Source organism: Micromonospora sp. NPDC051296 (assembly GCF_040682255.1).
GTDB classification, from domain to species: domain Bacteria; phylum Actinomycetota; class Actinomycetes; order Mycobacteriales; family Micromonosporaceae; genus Micromonospora; species Micromonospora craterilacus.
Genome location: NZ_JBFBAO010000089.1, coordinates 1 through 19,944, shown reverse-complemented (window position 1 = coordinate 19,944; position 19,944 = coordinate 1). Strand labels below are relative to the sequence as shown.

Here is a 19,944-nt window from a genome sequence, read left to right as displayed (position 1 = left end):
GCCCCCGGGCGGTGAGCAGCCGGAGGAAGTGCCGGCCGGTACGCGCGGCGGTCCGCAGCTCGGTGATCCGGGTGGCCGGACCGGCTTCGACCACGGCTTCCAGCGGCCGGCCTTGGTCGTACGGCTGCTGCTCCCCGCCGTGCGGGCGGTAGGTGGTCACCGGCGCGGTCTGCGCGTGGATCCGCACGGAGGCCGGCGAGCCGGCGTCCTCGCCGGTGAACTCCCCCAGCTGCCACTGCCGGGACAGCAGCCACAGCGGGTCGTGGGTGCGGGCCTGCAGGCCCGGGGAGAGGTCGTCGGTGCGGGAGCCCGGCTCCAGCCGGGTCCAGGAGGTTACCGAAGGCATGTGTGGTCCTTAGCCGGCCGGGACGGTACGGGTGAAGTCGGTCGCCGCGGTGTCACCGTCGACGTTGACCGGGAAGTAGAGGGCGGGCAGGAACTGGCCCATCTCGCCGAGGGTCGCCACGTCGACCGCCCGCAGCGGCGCGAGTTCCAACGTCTCCACCAGGGTGCGTTCCAGCGCGTCGCGGGTCCAGGTGGGCGCGCCGTCGGCGGGTACGGCGAGCAGGATCGCCTGTGGCGCGGCCTGGCCGGGGGTCTCGGCGTGGAACGCCACCCCGGTCGTCTCGGTGTCGCTGGGCAGCACCTCCACCCATTCGTCGACCAGCAGCCCGCACAGCGGCTCGGCCGGGTCCACCTCGGTCGGGGCGTGCACGACCAGGCCGAGCCGGGACCCGGTGGGCCGCTCGCCGGTGAACGGCAGCGCCAGCCACCGGTCACCGTCGGCGTACGGCAGCTGCGCCACCCGCAGCGCCGGCGGCGTACCCGGCCGGACCGCGTCGGCGTAGCCGCGCACGGTGTCCAGCCGGGCGGCGCCGGGGCGCACCAGTGCCGCCTCGGCCAGCCAGTCCTCCGCCGCGTACGGGTCGTCGTGCTGCAACGCGGTGCTCGCCGCCAACGCCTCGGCCAGGCCCGCCGGTTCGGTCACCGTGAAGGTGGGCAGCACCTGGAAGTCGGCGCCGAACACCGCCCGCAGGCGGGCCAGATCGTGGGCGCGGACCTGGTCCGGGTCGGCGGTCGCGTCGATGCTCAACGCGGCCAGGGCGGCGTGGCGGGTGGCCACCTCCGGGTGCACCGCGCGGGCCCGGGCCCGCAGCGCCTCCGGGGTGGAGTCCGGGCCGGTGTACGCCCCGAGCACGCCGATGGCGGCGGCCAGGTCCAGTGCCGGGGCGAGGGTCGCCGGGCCGTCGGAGGTGAGGTCGTCCAGGAGCTGACCCAGCAGGGCGGCGGCCTCGTCGGCCCGGCCGGTGACGGCGGGGTCGGCCGGGCCGGCCTGATCCGGCTCGCCGGTGCTCAGGTCCGCGGCGGTCAGCGGACGGGCCGTGGTGACCAGGGCGCGCACCGAGCGGGCCGCCTCGACGAACTCGTCCAGCGACAGCACCTCGGCCGCCCAGCCGTCCGGGCGGCCGGGTACCACCCGCACCGGACGGGTTCCGGTCGCGCCGGCCAGCACGCCGTCGGCCGTGGCCGCGTCGAGGACCCGGGCGGCCAGCTCGCTGTCGGCGGTGGAGTCCTCGACGTCGGTCAGGGCGAGCAGGTCCAGCGCCGGGCGGCCGAGCCGGTCGAGGGTGACCGTGCCGGCCACCGGACCGTCGTCGCCGGTCCATTCGACCTGGCAGCGCACCGACGCCGGGCGCGGCAGCAGTTCACGGACCAGTGCCTCCAGCCGAGGTTCGGCGTCCGCACGCGGCGTCGGCCCGCTGGTCGGCCAGTGCTCCGACTCGCTGGGCCAGTCGCCGCCGACCAGCACCAGGCGGTGGGTGAGCGCCAGCCCGGTGCGCGGCGTACGGGCGAACTCCAGCTCGGTGGCGGGTACGTCACCGCGCGAGGCCGCGTCGAGGGTGGCGCCGGCACGCAGCGGGTTGCCCTGCGCGGCGTGGTGCACGCTCTCGGCGAGCAACGCGTCGGCGACCGCGTCGATGGCCTCGCCGAGCGAGCCGAGCACCGCCACCAGCGCCTGATGGTCGACGGTACCGACGTTCGGCAGCCCCGGGTCGCCGCCCCAGTCGATCCGGTCCGCGCGCCAGATCCGGTGCAGTTCGAGACCGTCCACCACCGCGGTGGCGGCCACCACCTCCCGGGGCCGGGTGTCGTGCTCGACCCGGGTGGCCCGGACCGGTGCGATGGCCCGCAGCCGCGGCAGATACTGCTCCAGCACGCGCGGATGGTCCTGAAGCTGCCGCTCGAAGCGGTATCCCAGCAGCTCGGCCAGCGGCTGCCCCTGGCGTACGCCGTCGAGCAGCCAGGCGGCGAGCCGGACCCGGTCGGAGGTGAGGTCGACGGCGAGCGGGTTGTCGCCGGCACCGGTGTGGGCGCGGTAACCGGCCCGCAGCACCGCCGCGGTGGCCGCCTGGCCCAGCGATGGCGCGTGCAGGTAGCCGGCGTTCGGGGCCCCTTCCCACAGCTGTCCCCGCTCGCCCGGGGGCGGGCTGGTGACCACCGTCGGGGCGACGGTGCGGCGGCGCAGGTTCTCCACCCAGCCGTAGCCGCCCAGGTGCACCCCGCCGGGCTCGACGGTCCGCATCGCGTCGAGCTTCTTCGTGGCGAACGACGTGATCCAGGCGTCCAGCCGGTACGCGCACAGGTCCATCGCCTCGGCGAACAGCCGCTCCAGGTCCCCGCTCGGGTAGTCGGCCAGGGCCTGCGCGCTGGCCCGGTAGTCGGCCAGGTCCCGCACGGCCGGCTCGCCGGTCGGGTTCGCCGCGCGCAGGTAGTCGCCCACCGCACCGCGCCCGCCGGGCAGCACCCGCTCCAGCTGGCGCCACAGTGGCCAACTCTCCCGGTCGGGCCGGATGTCGATCAGTTCGGCGTCACGGTAGGCGTCGGCGGGCAGCGGCGCGAGGGCGGACTGCACGCGACGGGCCCCGGTGGCGTACTCGGCCAGCGCCGACTGGCGCAGCACCCGGTACAGCAGCGGGGTGGCGGTGCCGTCGGTCTCCGCCCGGTCGCGCAGCTCCCGCCAGGTACGCGCCGGGTCGGCGAGCCAGCGCAGGTATCCGGCGGCGGTGCCCGGGGCGGGCGGGTCGACCAGCGCCCCACCGACCGCGTGGGCGTCCTCGGCGAACACCGCCCGGGCCACCCGGGGCTCCCAGTCCAGGTCGAGCAGGGCCATCAGCTGGTTCGGTTCGAAGGCCTGCCGCTCACGCCAGTCGCCGTCCAGGCGCAGCCGCAGGAACCGCCACAGGTGGGTGACGTACTCCATGCCGAGCAGGCTGCGCGCCTTCCAGTGCCAGGCGACCGGCGCCTGGGCGAGGATCCGCAGCAGCACCTGCTGGGCGTTGCCGGGTCCGCCGACGCGCGGCACGCCGGGCAGGCCGGTGCCGGGGTCGAGTTCGGTGGCCGACGGTCGCCACACCCGGTCCCGCAGCAGGCGCAGGAACGACACCAGGGCGGTGTCCCGGGCGTCCGGGCCGCTCCACTGGTTCAGCGCGGTCACCGGCAGGATGCCGTACGGCTGCTCGGCGATGCGCAGGGTGGGCACCGGGCCGGCGGCGCGGACGTGGTCGACGAAGTGCCGCCGGCCGTGCCGGATGCCGTCCTCGCCGATCGTGTCGGTGAGCAGGTCGCTGAGGAAGTAACCCCAGGTGGCGGCCCAGGCGACGGTGTTCATGTGCCGGGCACCGGCATGCTGCGACACCGCCGCTTCGGCCGGGTCGGCCGGTGGCCCGTCCGGGCGGTGCGCGGCGCGGGCCAGGGCGCGCGGCGAGCTGGTGGCGGCCCCCGCGCGGACGACGTGCAGCGGGTCGCCGTGCTGCGCGACGACCGGGACGCCCAGGGCTCGGGCGGTGACCGGTGCGTCGCCGTCGGCCTCGGTGGGGGGCCCCTGGCCGTGGTCGACCCGGAGCAGGTCGGCCCGCTGCGGGCTGCGGGTGTCGCGGCCGGAGCGGCTGGCGGCGGTGTTGTTGGTCGGGGTGCCCGGTGCGACGTAGTCCAGGCCGTGGGTGTGGAAGTGGGCGTCGAGGAGTTCGCCGAGCAGGCGGGAGCCGCGCGCGGCCGGGGTGTCGGTCGACGCCACCGGGTCGCTGTCGACGCCGAAGACGACCAGCCGGTCGATGCCGTGCTGGGCCATCGCCGGCGGCAGCGGGATGCGCCCGGCCATGCCCACCTGCACCGCGTGGTCGAAGTCGACCAGCCAGCGGCTCGCCTCGTCCACCGGCGGCTCGTACCCGCTGGTCTCGGAGAGGTCGAGGCCGGCCGGCGGGGCGACGACCAGCGGCCGTTGCACCGGGGTGGACTCCCAGTAGACGGGGGCCACGCCGGCCCGCCACAGCGTCACCTGCCACTGGCTGGGCAACCCGCGAGCGACCGGTGACCGGCTCCACGGGTCCGCGCCTCCCGGCACCGCCGGGAAGTCCGGGTCGTGCGGCAGCGGCTCCTCCGGCGGCACGGGCGCGGCGGGCCGGCCGGTCTCGGCGGGTTCGAGCACCCGCGCGATCCAGGCCGCCCGTTCCGGTTCCACCAGCAGGCACAGCCGCCGCCAGGCGGTCAGTTCGTCCTCGGCGGCGCGCCCCGCCCGCCAGGTGTCGATCCAGTACTGCCGGCCCCAGGCCACCTCGTCGTCGGTCAACTCCGGCTGGTGGGAGTCGACGTGCAGCACGTCGGGCAGGATCCGCAGCCACAGCTCGGTGCTGGCGCCGACGTCGACGAACCGGGTCTCCACGCGTACCGGCAGCAGCGCGACCGGCCACCGGGTCGAGAGGTTCCACTGGGGTACGGGCGGGGTGCTCATGAGGCGTCCTCGGCGAGTTCGGGCAGGGAAAGCAGGTTGTTGGGGATCTCACCGTCGGCTTCGGTGGTCAGGTACGCACGCCCTTCGCCGGTCCGGGACACCCGGACCCGTACGGCGCGACCGGTGGGTTGTTCCACCAGGAACCGCTCCTGGCGGCTGATCGCGGCGATCACCTCCTCGGTGCTCATCCGCCATCGGCTGCCGTCGCCGAGGCGACCGCCGAGCGCCACGATCCGGTCCTGGTCGACGCCGCCGGTCCGCTGGACGGTGGCCTCGACCCGCCAGCTGTCGTCGACAGCCGGCACCATGTCGCTGGCGTGCACGGCCACCAGCACGGGCGGTTGGAGCAGGATCCGCGCCTGGTGGGCGCTGTTGTAGCCCCAGCCGAGCCCGTCCAGATGCAGGTTGTTCAGGCCGCTGGCCACCGGCACGTGCCGCAGCACCCGGTCGTCGGCGGCGGTCGGCGACAGGTGCCGCCAGTGCAGGTCCGCCCAGCTGGCGGGGGTGCCCCCGTACGGGGTGTCGGCGGCGGGGGCGTCCAGCCCGAACCGGGCGTCGACCGGCGGCTGTCGCAGCATCACGAACCAGCCGTCGCCGGTCGGGCCGCCGCGGGCCTCGGTGACCGACAGCGGCAGACCGAAGAAGTGGATGTCCGGCTGGAGCCGGCCGGTGAACCGTGGTGCCCGTACCTCCCCGGTCGGTGTCCGCCGGCCGTTGGTGCCGACGCCGGCCCGCTGGACGTAGATCTCGGTGCCCGGGTAGCGGCGCAGCAGCTCGCCGCGGACCAGCACCACCAGCATGTCCCCCGGGCCGTCGGCGGCGGAGTTCCCGCCGAGTTCCCGGTCGGGCTGCCACCCGGCGACCGGCGGTAGGCCGGCCGGCGACCCGTCGTCGGCGCGCAGGTCCCAGAACCGGTGGACGAAGGTGGCGCGCGGGTCGGTGGGGTACCGCCGCCAGAGCATCTCCCGGCCCAGCTCGGCGTTGAGGCCGACCATGAACGCCTCGACGAAGGCGGCGTTGACCCGCAGCACCGTCACCGTCTCCGGCGGAACGTCGGACACCCCGGGGAACAGCAGGTTCTGGGACAGGTCCCGCAGCAGCTCGTACATGGGTTGCGGGAACCGGGGCACCACGACCAGCTGGCGCAGGTTCTCCATCGCCGGCGACCCGGGTATTTCCAGGCGACTGACCATCCGCTCGGTGATGCCCTCGACGGGGTGCAGGGCGTCGCTGACCCGGGCGGCCAACGCGACGGCGTCGAACGCCTCGCGTTTCCCGTCCTTGGCCAACGCCTGGGCGGCGAGGACCCGGTCCTGGTGCCGTCCGGCGGCGGCGAAGAACCGGTCCCCCATCGCGGTACGGACGGCGGTCAGCTGCGGGTCCAGGTCGGCGACGGCGACCGCCGCGCCCTGGCTCTCCCAGCCGAACCAGCCGGGTACGGGCGCGTCGGCGGACCAGTGCGCGGCGTTGCCGTTGCCGTCGAGGTCCCAGCCGACCCGGTAGTAGCCCTGGTTGTCCAGCGCCGGGTTGGCCAGGTGGAAGAAGACGAGGTCGGCTCGGCGGGTGCCGGTGACGTCCATGACGGCGATGCCGGCACCCTGGTGCGCCGTGGGCAGCGGTCCTCCCCCGACCGTCTTGAGCGAGGACCAGCCGCCGGCGACACGGCCGCGGGGGTTGATTTTCCGGCCGATCCGGTACACCGCCTGGGTGGCACCCTGGTACGGCCCGACGGCCAGCACGACGAGGTCGGGCGTGCCGTTGTCGTCGAGGTCGGCGACGGCCACGCCGACACCCTGCACCGGCCACGGCAGATCCTGCACGGGCACGGAATCCGACCAGCCCCGGGTGATCTCCCCGGTGGTGTCGAGGCGCCACCCCACCCGGTAGTGGACCTTCCCGGACGCGCCACCGGTGACGTAGGCCAGGATCAGCTCCGGACGGCCGTCGCCGTCGAGGTCGGCCAGCGCCAGGTCGGCACCCTGCACCTCGGCGGCCACCTCGTCGGGTAGCCGGAACTCCGGGCTCCACCCGCCGGTGACCTGTCCGGCGGCGTCGAGGTCCCAGCCGACCTGGTACCGGACGGTGTTGGCGCCGGCCGGGTTGTCCACCCACATCAGGATCAGGTCGGGTCGACCGCTGCCGTTGACGTCGGCCACCGCGATGCCGAGCCCCTGGGTCTCCCAGCCGATAGGGGTCGGCTTGCGGACCGGCGCGGACCACCCGCCGCGCACCTCGGCCTCGAAGCCGAGGTCACGCCCCACGCGGTGATGGATGTAGTTGTCCCGTTCGGGGTTGTCGACGTGCGCGACCACCAGGTTGGACAGGAAGCCCAGCGGCAGCGCCCACCGGGTGTCGGCCGCCGGTTCGGCGGCGGCCGGGCCGGAACCACGCGAGTCGAGGGCGCCGCCGTGGTCGGTCCAGAGCCAGGAGCTGCCCTCCTGGTGCAGGGAGAAGAGGTTGCCGTTGCTGCCGGTGACGTGCAGCATCCGGCGGGAGCGGATGACGGCTCCCGGTGGCTGCATGACCCGGGTGCCCGGCGGGTTGCCCCGGTCCACCCACTGCCAGGCGGCGCCGTTGAACACCCGCTGGTGCAGCCGGCCATCCGAGGCACCGACGAACAGCGACGTCTCGGCACCGATCACCATCAGCTCGTACGTCATGTTGACGATCTCGCCGCCGGCGGGACGACCGTGGTCGAGCCACGCCGGGGCGATCAACGATCGCCACTCGAACAGCCGCCCGTCGTGGGTCTTGACGAACACGGAGTTACCGAAGGCGGGCCCGACGTCCGCCACCGACGCGTCGGTCGGGCGGCCCCGGTCGACCCAGAGCCAGCGGGTCCCGTTCCACTGCCGCTCCCAGAGCTTGCCCGCGTTGGTGCGGACGAAGAACCTCGTGTTGCCGATTGCCGCCCACGGCTGGCTGAGGATCTTCTCGGTGCCGCCCGGGTTGCCGTGGTCGACCCACGACCAGGTGTCGCCGTCGCGGCGGCGTTCCCACAGCCGGCCGATGTTCGCGCTGCCGTTCATGGTCGTTGCCAGGAACACGCTCTGGTTGTTGAGGACCAGAGCCGGTGTGGTCCCGAGGCCGTAGCTGTTCGGTGGGTCCGGGTGCTGTCGCCAGAGCCACTGGTCGGACGCCCAGTAGCGCTCGAAGAGGCGACCGTGGACGGAGGCCACGAACATCCGCCGGCCGCCGTCCATGAAGCCGCCCGGCTCGACGCCGGCGGCCTGGGTGCCGGGCGGCGCACCGCGGTCGAGCCAGAGCCAGCGGGTGCCGTCGAAGTACCGCTCGAAGAGCCGCCCGTCCGCACTGTTGACGAACATCCGCCGGTCGTCGGGGGCCACGCCGGGCGGGCTGAGCAGCGCGCTCGGCAGGCCGGTGGGTTCGCCGGGTACGCCGGCGGGCAGCGGGGCCGTGTCCGGGTACACCACGGGCAGCGGCTCCGGCGGGGGTATCGGGTCGGGCTCCGGATCGGGATCCGGGGGCGGGTCCCGCGGGTCCCGGTCCGGCGGCGGCCTCATCGGTAGGGCCGGCGGCCCCGGATCCTCCGGAACGGCGACGATCCCCGCCGTCGGAGCCAGGTCCACAATGGGCGACATCGATGCCGCGCCGGCTTCCGGTGCCGGGTCGACGACGGGTGCGACGCGGGTCGGCGGACCGGCCAGCAGCGCGGCCGGGCGGCGCCACCAGGTCTCCGCGGTGTCGAAGCGCTGCCGGTTGATCCGGGTGAAGGAGATGTCGTCGCCGGCCACGTCGTCGAAAAGCACCGTGCCGGCCGGTGGGCGGGCCGGTGGCGTCGCGGTGACGGCGTTGCTGGCGGCCGCCGCCACCACCGTGCCGAGGTCGACCTGCGGGCCGAAGCGGCGGGCCAGCGGGCCGCCCGGCCGGGTCATCCGCCGGAACGGCGCGGACAGCGTCGCCGCGGCGGTCGGATTCTGCTCCACCTGCGTACCGATCAGGCGCTTGCTGCGCGGGCTGACCGTCACCGCGCCGAGGACCGACCCGGACAGCTGCAACAACCGACCCACCGTCGGCGGGCCCGCGGTCAGCGCCGGGCCGCCGGCGAAGCCGGCGACGATCCGCCGTTCGTACGCCGACCGGCTCGCCTCGACCGCCAGCTCGGCCTGCCGCAATGCCTCGTTGGCGCGCTGCACGGCGGCCGCCTGTTCCCAGGCGGCGGCCATCAGCTCCTCCTGCCGTTCGCGGACGATCCGGGCACCGAGGGCGGCGGCGACCCGGTGCCGCGGGTCGAGGTTGAGTTCCCGCAGCCAGCGGGGCAGGCCGGACTCCTCGGGTACCCGGTCGACCCCGGCGTGGACGCCGCCGTACAGCGGCGGCCCGAGCAACTGGCCGGTGTCGCCGATCAGCTCGCGCAGCAACCGCTGCACCGGTTCCCGGGACTCGGGCGTCCAGACGGTGGGCATGGTGAGCGCGCCGCGCAACGCCCCCTCCACGCCGAGGGTGACCGTCGGCACGCTGGGATCCAGGTCGGGTACGCCGATCCGGCCGACCAGCACCGGGCGCAGACCGGCGTCGTCGGGCAGGGCCCGGGCCCGCAGCCGCCGCACCAGCGACTCGAAGTCGCCGTCGGCCCCGGTGGAGAACTCCCAGCTGTGGTAGACCGGCAGCGCGGGGGCCGGTCCGACCGACCCGCTCCAGGCCGGAGCGAGGGGGGCCGAGTCGTCGACGGCCAGCCCCAGGCCGGCGAGCCGGCCGGGCTCGAAGGCCGGAACCAGGCAGGCCCGGTAGGCGACCCCGGCCGCCAACCGGCGCGGGCTGACCAGCCGCGACAGCGTACGGGTGGGATCGGCGGCCAGGACCGACGAGACGGACTCACCCTCGGTGGCGGCCACCTGGGCGTGCGCCCAGGCCCAGGACTCGCTCAGGTCCGGCAACTCGGCCAGGCCACACTCCAGCACCGGCAAAGGTGCCCCGGTGTCGGTGCGCAGCGCCGAGTTGGCCACCGGCACCACCACCAGGAACAGCCACGGCCGCAACCGCTGGCGGCTGCCCGCCGCGGCGGGGGTGAACAGCCACGGGAAATCCGGCCGGTCGAACTCGATGCTGGCCAGGTTGTTCGGTTCGAAGTCGCTGGCGGCGGGCGGCGGGTCCAGTCGGATGATCTGCCGCGGGTCGACGCCACGGACGTCGCCGGGCCCGTACAGGCGCACGTCGAAGTGGTGTTCGGCGCGACCGGTCAGGCGTACGCCGACGGTGACCGGTTGCCGGGAAGGGATGTCCTCGTCCAGTGGGTCCGGCGCCGCCCCGGCGGCCGCCAACCCTTCCCGCACGTATGCCAGGAAGTGCAGTTGTGCCGTCACCGGCGGGCCTCCTCAACGGGTCGGGAGCGGTAGGTGGGTTCGATGAAGCGCACCAGCGGCGGCGTCGCGGCGCGGTACGCGACCGGGCCGGCGGCCCGTGCCGGGGCGAGTGCGGCGGGGGTGGTGTGCGACAGCCGGAGCAGCGTGGTGCCGTCCAACGTGACCCGCTTCGCCGCGACGGTGGGGACGACGGCTGCCGTGTCGGGCTCGTCGATGACCACGAGGTCGTAGCCCAGCGGCACCGGCGGGGGCGGCTCGGCGTCGTACTCCAGCTCGGCGGCGGCGAACGCGCGGCCGGCCTCCATCAGCTCGAACGACGGCGTGGACAGCCGCTCGTCGTCGGTCATGTCCTGGAACTGCGCCCGGGCGAAGTGCTCGTAGGTGGCCGTACCGACGTCGTTGGCGGCCACCGCACCGAAGCGCACCTCGGCGAGGGTGAAGCTGCCGCGCTCCACCACCGGCGCGGTGCCGTACCGGTTGATCTCCACCCCGAGCGGGGCGACCCGTTGACTGACCGCGATCGCGCCGAGCGGGTGGGCCAGCAGCTGGCCGGGGCCGGCCTCGATCCGGCGCAGCGTCACCAGCGGCTCGCCGCGCGGCGGCAGCTGCGCGGTCCAGTTGGCCGGGTCGGCGAGCGCGGCGTCCAGCAACTCCCCGACGTTGACCGCGGTGGGCAGCGGCGGCGGCGTCCGGGAGCCGATCGACACGTCGAAGGAGACGGACCCGCTGATGAACAGCACCTTGAAGCTGGCTCTGCCCCGGGCCCGCCAGGGCCGCGGCCCGCTCAGGGTCAGGTGCAGCGAGACCGCCATCAGCTCGCGGCGGCCCCGGCGCAGCGCCACCGCGGCGGCGATGTCGGTGATGAAGCCGAGCGGCGCCAGCTGCACCAGCGCGTCGAAGCCGAGCATGCCGGAGATGTCGAAACCGGCCGCCTCCGCGTAGACCTCCAGGCGGGCGCCGAACTGGACGGTGTTGGAGGTCAGCGCCAGGTACGCCTCCAGCCGCAGCCGCGGGTTGTCCCGGTCGGAGAGCGCAATGGCGAGCCGGCGCAGCGCCGGGAAGCCGGTCGGCGGCTGGAACCGGGGGTTGAACCCGCCGGCGGCCAGGGCGAAGCTCGGCTCCCGACCCCAGGACATCCGCATCGCCATGTCGCCGGTGATCGGAAACCCGGCGACCTGCGAGTCGTACAGGGAGGCGTCGATGGCGGCCTGTTCGGCGCCGAAGTCCACCACGCCCAGCACGTCCATGTTGATGCTGACCACCGGATGCTTCGGGTCGGGCAGCGCCATCCGCAGCCGGCCGAGCACCACCAGCCGCATCGGTGCCGGCAGTTCCAGCACCACGCCCAGGTCGAAGGTGAGCAGGGTCGGGGTGCCCCAGCCGATCCGGGCCATCGGCCCGAACACGTGCCGCCCCACCGCGACCGGGAACACCGACCCGGCGGTGGCCACCACCTCGGCCGCCCGCCCCACCGGGTCGGCGGGGAACATCAACGAGTTCAGCGAGCCGGTGCGCAGCCCGGCGCGCAGGGTGTCGATGTCCACCCGCCGGTTGACGCCGAGCATGCCGCCGACCCCGTTGAGGGTGAACCCGAAGCCGAGCTGGATCGGGGTGAACTCGGCGGAGATGACGACCAGCAGGGAGAAGCCCGTGCTGCCGTCGGGCATCCGGATCGGCGAGCCGTCCGGGTTGCGGGTGGCCAGCAGGCCCACCGCGCTGACCGCGATCGCCTCGAACTGGAGTTGCAGCACACCGGCGTACTGGCCGGCCCGCTCGTCGACGAAGAGGTAGCCGCCGCCCACCAGCGGGCCGGCCTTGATGGACAGTCCGATGCCCGAGGGCGGTTTGAACGCCAGTGCGGCGTCCGCCGGGCCGAGGTTGCCCCCGTCCGGCGGGAAGGTGAGCCCCGCGGTGATGCCGATCCGCTCGGCCACGGCCTGCACCGGCCCGAGCCGCAGCGACGCCGACGCACCGAGCACGGCGGCGAGTCCCTGGTCGGCGGCGCCGAGGGCGGCGTGCACCCCGAACACCTCGACCGGGCCGGCGCTGATGTGTACCGGCAGGTCCACGTCCAACCCGGCGGCGCCGCGGAAGGTGAGTCCCTTGCGCAGCGACCACGCCAGGGCGAGGTCGAACTCGGCGCGCAGCCCGTCGGCCGGCAGGACCTGGGCGAGGAAGCCGTCACCGTCGCCGGGGACGATCACCAGCGTCGCCCGCGCGGCGGAGACGGACAGCTCGATGTCGTCCAGGCCGCCGCCCAGCGCCGCGCCGAGCCCCAACCGCAACCCCTGGATCTCCAGTCGGGTGCCGGTGGCGCTGCCCACCCGCACCGCGACACCGGTCGCGTCCGGCACCCGGTCGGCGGTGAGCGCCATCCGCACCACACCGGTCACGCCGTCGGGCAGGGTCAGCCCGTCGCGACCGATCGCGAAGCCCGCGCCGGCCCCGGAGACGGCCAGCCGCAGCGCCCAACCGGCGATGACCCGGTCGAGGTCCAGCGCACCGCGCAGCGCGACCACCAGCCCCAGGTCACCCCGGTCGGCCGGGGACAGCGCGACGGTGGCCCCGACGGTGACGTCGGCGTCGCCGACCCGGATCGGCGCGGCGACGGTGAGCATGCTCTGGGCCAGCGTGGTGCCCACCGGGCCGAGATCCGGCCCGACGGCCGGGTCGACGCCGGGCAGCGCGGGCACGCCCAGCTCGCGCAGCAGCGCGGCGATCCGGGGGAAGAGCCGGGCCGCGCCGGCGTCGGCCGCCGCCGAGGTGCCGAGCCCGTCCGGAAAGTACGTCGCGCGCAGCGTGCCGGCCGGGTCGCGCAGCAGCTCACCGAGGCGGTCCAGATGCAGTTCGGGCCGGGACCGGGGCAGCCGTACGGGGGTGCCCACGGCCGGCATCGGCGGGCTCACCGGAGTCTCCCCGGCGGGGACGATCAGGGTCAGCAGGACCGCCAGCTGGTACGCCACCGGGTGCTGGCGTTGCAGGTAGTTGACGGTCAGGAAGGTGATCAGGTCCTGGGCGAGCACCTCGACGGGTGGGGCACCGGCGGCACCCCGTAGCGCGGGCGGCAGGCCGCTGACCGCCGCCACCGCCGCCGCGGCCGTCTGGAGGCCGGCGGTCAGGTCGTCCAGCGTCTCCGGTGGCTGGTCGGCGACCAGGCGACGGATGCGGTCGACCGCGTCGGCGCAGGCGGCGAGCCACTGCTCGAAGTCGTCGGCCGGCATCCCGGCCAGCGCGGCCAGGTCCCAGCCGAGCGCGTCGAGCACCTCGGCGCGCCGCCACGGGCTGGTCGCCGCCATGGTGACCGGGGACAGCAGCGCCTCGACCTCGGCGAGCAACCGGCGCTGGAAGTTGCCGTCATCGGCGGGCTGGGTCATGCCGTCTCCGGTCCGTAGAGGTCTGCGGTGAAGGCGATCGGCCACGGGTAGACGGTGGCCGCTCCGGCGGCGACGTGCGCCGCTCCGGCCGCGTTGGTGTAGTAGATGACCTGGGGCAGGATCGCGTTCGGGTAGCGCAGGTTGGGGTGCGGGCCGGACGCGGGGTCGCCCGGCGTGGCGTACTGGAGTCTCGGCCGGATCACCCAGTCGCCGCCCTCCCGGCGGAACTCGCCCCCACCGTTGTAGCGGCGGACCACCTCGCGCTGGAAGACCGCCCGGCTGCGCCGGTCGACCGGGTTGGGCAGGTGGTTCCGCATGATGTTGTAGACGACGCCGGCCTTCTCCTCCATCAGCAGCCGGACGCCGCTGCGGATGTTCTCCCGCCAGTTCCACACCTCGTCCGCGTTGGCACCGCGGGCGAAGATGTCGTCGAGCTGGCCCACGCCGTAGCCGTGCGGCGGACCGAACAGCGGCATGTCGTTCTCGGTGCCGTAGAGCCACTCACCGCCCTGCCGGGTCCACCGGCGCCGCCCCGCACCCCGGGTGTCGAACTGGCTGTACCCACCCCGGATGCCGCTCTCATGCGAGAAGATCTCCAGAACGGTCCACCGCCAGCATGCCCGGCTCAGGATGTTGACCGAGTCGACCGCGAGGTGGCCGTCGTAGTACTCGTCGACCAGCGCGAGGATGACCGCCTCGATGTCCGCGTCCGGCGCGGGATCCTGCCCGATCACCCGAAAATCGGGCAGCCGCAACAGGGGCGTGTCACCCGGCGGCGGCCCGAGCGTGCCGTCGGCAGCCGCCACCACGCCCACGTCGAACGGTTGCTGGTCGATCCGGAACGCCGACACCCGCAGCAGGCCGTCACCGCCTCGGATGATCTCCCGCCGCCCGCCCGGCACGGTCGCGTCCGCCTCGGTCACGGTGGGCTGGAACTCCAGGACGAGCGCCGGGCGGGTCGCCGCCCCGGCGGCCCGCCCCCACGGCCGGTTCTGACCGCTCACCACGACGGCGGGCAGCCGCCGGTCGGCGACGGGGAACGGAACCTGACTCGGCGCCGGGTCGAATACCCCCGGCAGGCGCCCGTCCGCGTCGACGACGAGGTCCCGGCCGGTCCGATCGGTGAACTGGCCCTGAGCGCCGTAGTGCAGCACCGCCACCGGAGTGCCCACCGCGGGCAACTGGTACAAGTGGCTGACGAGCGGCCGCGGCATCGGCGCCGGGAAGGCACCGGAGTTGCTGTCCGGCCCGTCCCAGCCCAGTTCGAGCCGCCAGTCCCAGTCGATCCGCAGCTGGACGGGCCGGGGCGGGTTGACCTCCGGGTCCGGCGGGTCGAGCACGGCCTTGCGCGCGTACCGGCGGCGCAGCAGGTCGCGCAGTTGGTCGGCGCTGAGGCCGACGAACTGCACCTCCCCCATCCACATCGGCATCTGCGGCATCAGCAGGTTGCCGCCGGCGGGGGCCGGACGCTGCTGGTTGCGGATCTGGTACCGGACCATCCGCCGGACCCGGGTCTCGGCGGACAGGGCGGCGGTGGTGGCCTGGGGTGAGCGGCGGAAGTCCACCACGACGCGCTCGTCGGCGACGCCGAGCTGCGGACCGCGGGTGGCCGGCTGGGGGTCGTCGACCAGGGCCAGCTGCCCGCCGCACAGGTGCACGGTGAACGACTCGACGTGCGGCACCGCCGGGCCGGTGGCGGTGACGACGATCTCCACCGGGCCGAACGCGTCGACGGCGGCAGCCAGGAATACGGTCACGCTGAACGTCCGCACGCCGGCCGTGACCGGCCCGAGTTGTGCGGTCAGCTCGGCGGTCTGCGGCGCGTCGGCCGCGATTCCGGTCCGCAGTGGCAGGTCGACGCCGGCGGCGGAGCGCAGTCGCACCCGTACCTCGGTCGCCGCCCCGTCCACCTCCCCCTCGACGCGAAGGCCCCGCTCCCGAGGACGGTCGGCGGCGGGAGCCACGGCCGCGACGGCGCCCTCGGCGACGGTGAGGGCACCCGCGCCCGCCGGGTTCGCCCAGGCCGCCGCGCCCTGGTTCAGGCCGGCGGTGAGATAGGTGTCGGGTAGCTGCCACAGCACCGGCCACAGGGCCAGCTCGGTCGGGGTCACCAGGCGCAGCAGGCGGGCGGGCAGGGCCAGCGACCGTGGTTGCTCGGCGTCGACCGGCGGGACGGCCGGCACGGTGCGCGGCTGGAACAGGTTCGCGGTGGTGAGCAACGCGTCGGGCAGCGGCCGCGCCCCGGTGCTGTACGCGACCTGCGCGACGGTGCCGGTGGCCGGCTTGAACGGCTGGGTGTAGTCCCACGGGTCGGCCGAGTCAGCGGCGCTGCTGGCGTACAGGTAGCCGTCGGTGCCGCCGCGTAGCCGGCGGGTGGTGCTGCCCTCCCGCCAGTACACCCAGGTGTCCTCGGCCCGGCGGTCGCTCCCGGCGCTGCCCTCGGCGCCGGCCGCCTCGAGGATGAGCACCAGGTGGTCGGGATTCCGCTGAGGGCCGGTGGCCCGGGTGGAGAGGTCGACGACGCAGCGGGTCAGCGGTGCCGCCGCGCCGGTGCCACCGAGACGCCACCACAGCGTCTGCACCGCCTTCTTGGCGTCGCCCTCGGCCCAGGAGAGGGTCACCTCGCCGAGGTTGGCGTAGCCGACCACCTCCTTCCCGTCGCCCCACTTGCCCAGGTAGTCGTCGTGGTTCTCGGCGGCGGCCAGGTACTGCCCGAGCGCCGACGAGCGGTTGCCGGTGGGCGGGTAGACCGGCCGGGGCGTGCCGGGGCGGGGCGGGATGGTGGGGTCGGCGGCGTCGTGCTTGACGAAGGTCACCTCGTACGACCAGTCCTGGGTGCGGGTGATCCGGCGCAGGCTCTCGACCTCGGCCACCGCCGGGGTGCCGGTGACCGTCCACGGGACGGTGGCGACGCCGCCGGTGTACCGGTCGACGATCTCCGTGCCGACGGTGAGCTGACCCCCACCCGGGTTGGCCCAGCCGTAGCGGCGGCTGCGGGGCAACCGGTCGGCGGTGATGTCGAAGCCGGTGCCATGCAGGAACCGGGTCAACCCGTCCTCGTTCTTGGCGGCGCTGGAGACGAACTGGGCGATGACGCCGCGGGTGGGGCCGGGGGCCAGCGCCCGAAACGGGGCCGCGCCGTCGTAGCGCAGCCGAGCCGCGAAGCCGTAGCCGACCTCGCCGGAGAGCAGGATGATCCGCTGCCGGCGGGTGCCGTCGTCGGCCGGGACCGCACGGGTGAACAGCCGCGAGATCAGCTTCTCGTACGCGGCCCGCTGCAGTCCCCACGCCTCGGTGTCGACGCCGCCGCGGCCCCGGTACCGGGTGCCCAGCATCCGCTGCACGAAGTCGGAGACGAACGGGTAGCCCGCCACCGGCGTGGCGGAGGCGACGAAGGTGGCGGCCTCCGGCCCGAGGTCCGGCGGGTCACCGATCTGGTCCTTGAAGGCCGCGTCGCCCCAGAGCAGTGCCGGCGGGTCGTCCGGTCCGCCGAGGTAGACCCGGGTGGTCCGGGTGTCCAGCACGATCAGCTGGTGGGCCGCCCAGCGTAGGTGGTAGTGCCAGCCCAACGCGCCGGCGGGCCGCTGCGGGACCCCGTTCACGATGGTGGTGGGCAGGCCGACCAGGTCGCGGATGGTCGCGCTGGTGGCGTCCTCGGTACCGGTCCAGCCGGCGACCGCGGCGAGCAGGCGCCGGCCGGGCTCGCCGGCCGCTCCGGCGGCGGCGAAACGCTCCGGGGTGTTGCCCCACGCCTGGCAGAGCGCGTAGGCGGTGAGCGCGTTCTGCACCACGCGCCGGCCGAGGCCGCCGCCACCGTCGGCCAGCGCCTGCTCGGTCCAGCGCTGGGTGGCGTACCAGTCCTCGCTGACCTCGTGCTCGCCGAGCACCAGGTAGGTGGGGACGTTGGCCAGCACCCGGCGGATCCCGCCCAGGCCGTCCCGGAAGGCGGTGAGGGCCTTGCGTTCGTCGAGGAAGGCGTCACGGCGCGCGGACGCGGCGCCGTACCCGGTCAGCGTCTCCCATGCGTCGGACAGTCGCATGTCGGCGGGCTTGCGACTCAGCAGCGCGTCGTCCTCGGGGTGGACGTCGCCGAACTCGGGCAGCTGCGCCGGCCAGAGCACGTCGGACCACACGGTCAGGTACATCGCCCAGAACTCGGCCAGGGAGAACAGGTGGCTCTTGCCCGCCGGCACGGTCAGCCCGGCCGCCGTGACCAGTTCCTGCCGGCGTCCCGGACGCAGCCGCGGCTCGGCGGCCGGCACCCCGGGCAGCGTCTCGACGGTGGCGCCGAGGGTGGTGGCGATCCCCCGCAGGACCGCGAGGTGAGCGTCGGCGACGTCGTCGGCGTAGATCTGGCTGCCGGTGAGCACCAGTTGCTGCGGCCGGGCAAGCGGGTCGGCGACGTCGGCACGCAGGATGTCGTCGAGCACGGCCAGGGCGTCCTCCCCGGCCCCGTGCGGCTTTCGGCAGGACGAGTGGATCACTCGTAGCCGATTGAGGTCGGCGGGCGGGGTGGCGAAGCTGGGCAACGTCGGCCCGCCCGGGTAGGTGAGGGCCGCCTGCGCCGCCGCCGGGGTGGCCGCGACGATGTCCGGGCCGTACAGCCGGGGCTCGGTCGCCGGCACGGGCACCGCCTCGTCGCCGGGCGCGCCGAAGAACACGTCGTACCGGTACGTGGTGCCGGCGGCCAGCGGGGCCGGGCCGGTCGCGGTCACGGCAACCAGGTGGCAGTTGGCCGACAGCCGGACCGTGTTGCGGCTACCGACGTACAGCTGGTCCGCCCCGGCACCGTCGGCGTCGCCCGCGTACACCCGGAGGGTGACCTTGCGCGGCTCGCGCAGTGCGAGCCAGACGGTGACGGTGTTGCCGTCGACCCGGCGCAGCAGGGGCCCCGCCAGAACCAGCGGAAGGGTGGCGAGCGGTCGTGGCTGCCAGGTCATCGCGACGTCTCCCCGATCTTGTCCAGCGCCGGCGACACGCCGCCGGCCCTGGGTCCTCATTCAACGGTCGCCGTCCGCTGTGGACATCACATGAAGGCTTCTCATGATTCAGCTCTTCGTTTGACAACCATCGGCAGATCCGAGCGCGTCCGGGGCCGTTCAGTGACACAAGTTGCCAAGAGCGGCAGATGCCTTGCAAGAAACCTGACTCGCCGTTGCGTCTCCTGAAATCCCAACCGCAAGGTGGGCCCGACCAGGCGACCTTGGACGAGAGGAGACACGTGATGGGAGCGGATGTCGACGAATTCGACGTCACCTGCTTCGACGAGGACGACAACCCGGAAGGCAACATCGGCGAACCGGTCGATTACGACCTCGCCGCGGTCGAGGAGGAGGACTAGCCGTGGCGGTGCACCTGGCTGGAGCATTGAAAGTCCTGCGGACCGAGGTCAATGAGCGCTGGCCACACCGGGACCGGACGTCCGACGGTTGGATCGGCGACGCCGCCCACCAGGGGCGCAGGTCCGACCACAACCCGGACGCCGACGACAGCTCGGTCAACGCCCTCGACATCGACAAGGACGGCATCGACCCGCTACTGGTAGTCCGCCGTTGCATCGAGCATCCCTCGACCGAGTACGTCATCTTCGACCGCACCATCTGGAGCCGCAGCCGCGGTTTCCACCCCGCCCGCTACACCGGATCCAACCCGCACGACAAGCACATCCACGTCAGCGTCAGCCACGAGCCGAACCGCGAGGACAGCAACCGCGCCTGGGGCATCGTCACCTCGACGGCGTCCAAGCTCGGCGACCGCACCCTGCGCTCGGGTAGCCGGGGCAGCGACGTGCGGGAACTCCAGACCGTCGCCAACAAGCTCGGCGCCCGCCTGGCGGTCGACGGCGTGTTCGGCGCCAGGACGCAGGCGTGGGTCCGCGCCTTCCAGCAGAAGCGGAAGCTGATCGCCGACGGCGTCGTGGGGCCGAAGACGGTCGCCGCGCTTCGGGCGGCGAGCAGACCCGCGCCGCCGCCGAAGTCCGCGCAACACCGGCCCGGCACCCGTACCGTCCGGCGCGGCTCCAGCGGCCCGGACGTGGCCTTCATCCAGCGGTTCATCGGCGAGCGACAGTGCGGCAAGCCGACCGGGACGTTCAACGCCCGCACCGAGGCGGGAGTCCGCTGGTACCAGCGGCTGCAAGGGTTGGCGGACGACGGCATCGTCGGGCGGATCACCTGGACCAGGATGCGGGTGACGATCGGGTACTAGCGTCGACGCGTGCTTGACGGACTTAACATCCATAGACTTATACATTTGAGATTATCCAGATAGTCTCCCGAGCGCCGATGATCATCCAAATCGGATTGTCCGCTCCCGAGGAGGCTCTGTGTCACAAGCACGCCTACCGCGCCTGCGGCGCGTCGTGGTCACCGCCGGCATCACCACGACCACGCTCGTCGCCACCCTGCTCGCGCTGCCGCAACCCGCGATGGCGGCGGGCGGCCCGTACCGGGCCACC

At 74.3% G+C, this 19,944-nt stretch carries 6 protein-coding genes and 1 pseudogene; 2 read left to right on the top strand and 5 right to left on the bottom strand.

Annotation, left to right across the window (positions count from 1 at the left end; all coding sequences use genetic code 11):
- The 5 genes from AB0M52_RS12515 to AB0M52_RS12495 form a co-directional block, all read right to left on the bottom strand.
- Window positions 1-346, bottom strand: a 346-nt coding sequence (locus tag AB0M52_RS12515) for a hypothetical protein (RefSeq protein WP_363952582.1), incomplete at its 3' end; no start/stop codon positions are given.
- Window positions 347-355: 9 nt separating this feature from the next.
- Window positions 356-4,789 carry a hypothetical protein gene (locus AB0M52_RS12510; protein WP_363952579.1) on the bottom strand — a complete coding sequence of 1,478 codons (4,434 nt, stop codon included), beginning with the start codon at window positions 4,787-4,789 and terminating at the stop codon, window positions 356-358.
- Window positions 4,786-10,113, bottom strand: coding sequence for a DUF3892 domain-containing protein (locus AB0M52_RS12505; protein ID WP_363952576.1), 5,328 nt, complete (start codon window positions 10,111-10,113; stop codon window positions 4,786-4,788). Before AB0M52_RS12505 ends, AB0M52_RS12510 begins: the two co-directional genes overlap by 4 nt.
- Window positions 10,110-13,487, bottom strand: coding sequence for a DUF6603 domain-containing protein (locus AB0M52_RS12500; protein ID WP_363952573.1), 3,378 nt, complete (start codon window positions 13,485-13,487; stop codon window positions 10,110-10,112). The genes AB0M52_RS12505 and AB0M52_RS12500 overlap by 4 nt, the downstream gene beginning before the upstream one ends.
- Entirely contained in the window at window positions 13,484-18,427 is a 4,944-nt protein-coding gene (locus AB0M52_RS12495) for a hypothetical protein (protein ID WP_363952570.1), read from the bottom strand. The genes AB0M52_RS12500 and AB0M52_RS12495 overlap by 4 nt, the downstream gene beginning before the upstream one ends.
- A gap of 403 nt (window positions 18,428-18,830) precedes the next feature.
- On the opposite strand from AB0M52_RS12495, the gene AB0M52_RS12490 reads away from it, so the two are divergent.
- Window positions 18,831-19,694, top strand: a complete 864-nt coding sequence (locus AB0M52_RS12490; protein WP_363952567.1) for a peptidoglycan-binding protein — start codon at window positions 18,831-18,833, stop codon at window positions 19,692-19,694.
- Between the two features lie 118 nt (window positions 19,695-19,812).
- A pseudogene (locus AB0M52_RS12485) lies at window positions 19,813-19,944 on the top strand (S8 family peptidase); the annotation flags it as partial.